Here is a 2,343-nt window from a genome sequence, read left to right on the forward strand (position 1 = left end):
CGCGACCGCAGTGGATGCTGCCGAGATCATCGCCGCGTCGAATGTGCTGCCACCGCCGGCGAGCGCGGTGAACGCGATCTGCGCACTGGCCCGGTCCGAGGCGAGGCCGGACCAGGAGATCGTCGTCGTCCCGGTCGCCGTCGTGGTGGTCGTGGCGAGGGACGAGACGAATACGTTGGCCCTGCCGCCACCGGAGACCGAGTTGATCGCGTTGATGACGGTCGTGAACCCGTTGTTCGAGCTGATCCCGGACAGGATCGTGTTGGTCGAGGTGAGTCCGGCGACGGCGAGGGTGGTGCCGTCCGTCGTCGCCGGGGTCAGGCCGGTGCAGGCAGATGACCCGCCGGCGGAGTTGTTGACGACGGAGGCGGTGCCGGTCTTGTCGAAGGTCCCGGCGACCTCGACGACGACGCACGCAGACGACGCGGCGCCGAGGGTGAATGTGGTCGTCGCGGAGTCGCCCGACGTGACCAGGCGTGTCCAGAAGTAGAAGCCGAGGTTGGACTGCGAGGAGAGACGCGAGGTGTACGAGCGTCCCGCGCCAGCGGTCGGCGCACCGGTCTGGTAGGCGTCGGCCGCCATGATGGCGAGGAGCGTGTTGCCGGGCGTGGGGGTGGCGCCGAGAGTGACGCCGACCGAACCCGTGGTGCCGATGGCGGAAGCGGACTGGACGATCGGTGCCGGCACTCAGCCCACCTCCATCATCAGCACTGTGGGAGATCAGGAAGCGGGCTGCCCGGCGTTGGGGCCGTCGTGCCACACGTTGGCCGACATGGCCACTGCGGGTGCGTCGACCGACGTGAACGGCCCGTAGGCGCCACCGCGGGGGAACACGGTGGTGGTGATCCGGTTCCCCGTGATGCTCACGTCGGACACGCGGGAGAGGACGTCGCGGCCCGCCTCGTACCCGCCGTAGACGGTGAACGCGCCACCGCCGAGCAGGTTGTCCTCGATGCGGATGCGCTTCATGGAGTCTGCCGACCCGGTCGAGAGCAGGATCGCCGACGTCGCCCCGTCGCGCATGATCACGGTGTTGTGCCGGATCAGGACATCGTCGGACCCGAGGGACTGCATGCCGTCGTTGTGCGAGTCGGCGGTCACTGTGAGGTCGTGGATGTAGGTGTCCTCGACGATGTCGTTCGACCCGATCTTCAGCCCGTCGATGGTCCCGTGGATGTTGCACCGCCGGATCGTCTTGTTGTACCCGGCCACGGCGCAGTCGTTGGCGGGGTTGCCCATGCCGTCGAGCTCGACGTCCTCGAGGACGAGGGTCGCGCCCTCATCGTTGAGGATGTTCCAGTACGCCTCGCACCGGCTGCGCGAGTTGCGGATGGTCACGGTCCCCGCCGACCTCGCGATGACGAGCGGGACCGTGATGTCCTTCCCGTCGATGACGGTCGGCGTGGTGATCCGGGCCGGGCCGGTGTAGGGCGCCAGGGCCACCCCTGCCGGGACGCCCGTGTTCGTCGCGTCCGGGAAGCCACCCGCGGGCACCGGGTCCGGGTCCGGCGTCGGCTCCGGCGTCGGCTCCGGCACCGGGTCGGGCACCGGGTCGGGCGCCGGGTCGGCGACGTCGATGGCCTCGGCGAGCTTCTTCGCCGCCGTCGCGTTGGACAGCAACGAGCCGCCCACCGACTGGATCTTGGTCAGGCGTGCGAGCAGCGCGTCCTTGTCTGCCTGGGTGGTCACGTCAGCGTCACCGCCACGGCACCGATCGCCGTCGTCAACTTGTCGCCGATCGCCAGCGTGCGCGGGGACGAGAGCGCCTGCCAGTCGGTGCGCTGCGTGCCGCCGGTCGAGGCGGTGTAGACGGCGCCGTGCGTGATCGTCGCGGCACCGGTCGCCGCGGCGGTCGTGAGCACGGCGTTGGTCGCCTTCACTGACGGGTCGGCGGCGGTCGCCGCCGCCCAGCCTGTCGCGCCGACCGCGGTCCGCGCCAGGTTCGCCGACTCGGACGTGCCGTTCTCGGACCATGCGATGTAGTCGGTCGCTCCGCTCGTCGGGAAGCGTGCGTCGAGAGTCGCCTGCGACTCCGTGATGGTCAGGCCCATGGCGGTTCTCCTTCGGGTGGGGGTTGTAGCTCGGGTTACAAGGTCAGAGGACGGGGTCGAGGTCGAACACGCGCCCGCCCTCGGTGCGGAAGGTCACAGCCCGCGATGGGGTGTCTGCGCCGTTCGTGTGGCGGAACCAGTTGGAACCGCCGTCGAGCGAGGGGACCTGGAGGAACAGTCGCCCGCCGCCGTAGTCCTGCACGCGCAGGTGGTGCAGGTGTCCGGCGAGCAGCACGTCCGCGTCGCCGATGGGCTGCCGGCCTGCGGACTGGCCCGCCCACCACTTCTCGTA

At 70.1% G+C, this 2,343-nt stretch carries 4 protein-coding genes; all 4 read right to left on the reverse strand.

Translation table 11 applies throughout. The features are described from left to right. Positions 1–687: hypothetical protein (locus ABWK99_RS15765; protein WP_372595631.1), on the reverse strand; the 687-nt coding region annotated here is incomplete at its 3' end. 33 nt (positions 688–720) lie between these two features. Then, on the reverse strand, positions 721–1,689 hold the full coding sequence (locus ABWK99_RS15770; RefSeq protein ID WP_372595632.1) for a right-handed parallel beta-helix repeat-containing protein: 969 nt from the start codon (positions 1,687–1,689) through the stop codon (positions 721–723). Then, positions 1,686–2,051 carry a hypothetical protein gene (locus ABWK99_RS15775; protein WP_372595633.1) on the reverse strand — a complete coding sequence of 122 codons (366 nt, stop codon included), beginning with the start codon at positions 2,049–2,051 and terminating at the stop codon, positions 1,686–1,688. Before ABWK99_RS15775 ends, ABWK99_RS15770 begins: the two co-directional genes overlap by 4 nt. 43 nt (positions 2,052–2,094) lie before the next feature. Continuing rightward, on the reverse strand, positions 2,095–2,343 hold a 249-nt coding region (locus ABWK99_RS15780), incomplete at its 5' end, for a hypothetical protein (RefSeq protein ID WP_372595634.1).

The sequence above is a fragment of the Actinotalea sp. genome (genome assembly GCF_041597215.1).
Taxonomy (GTDB): domain Bacteria; phylum Actinomycetota; class Actinomycetes; order Actinomycetales; family Cellulomonadaceae; genus Actinotalea.

What these genes read in the sequence shown, in the direction of transcription:
- ABWK99_RS15775 (WP_372595633.1), bottom strand. Translation starts at nt 2,051, where the DNA reads ATGGGCCTGACCATCACGGAGTCGCAGGCGACTCTCGACGCACGCTTC.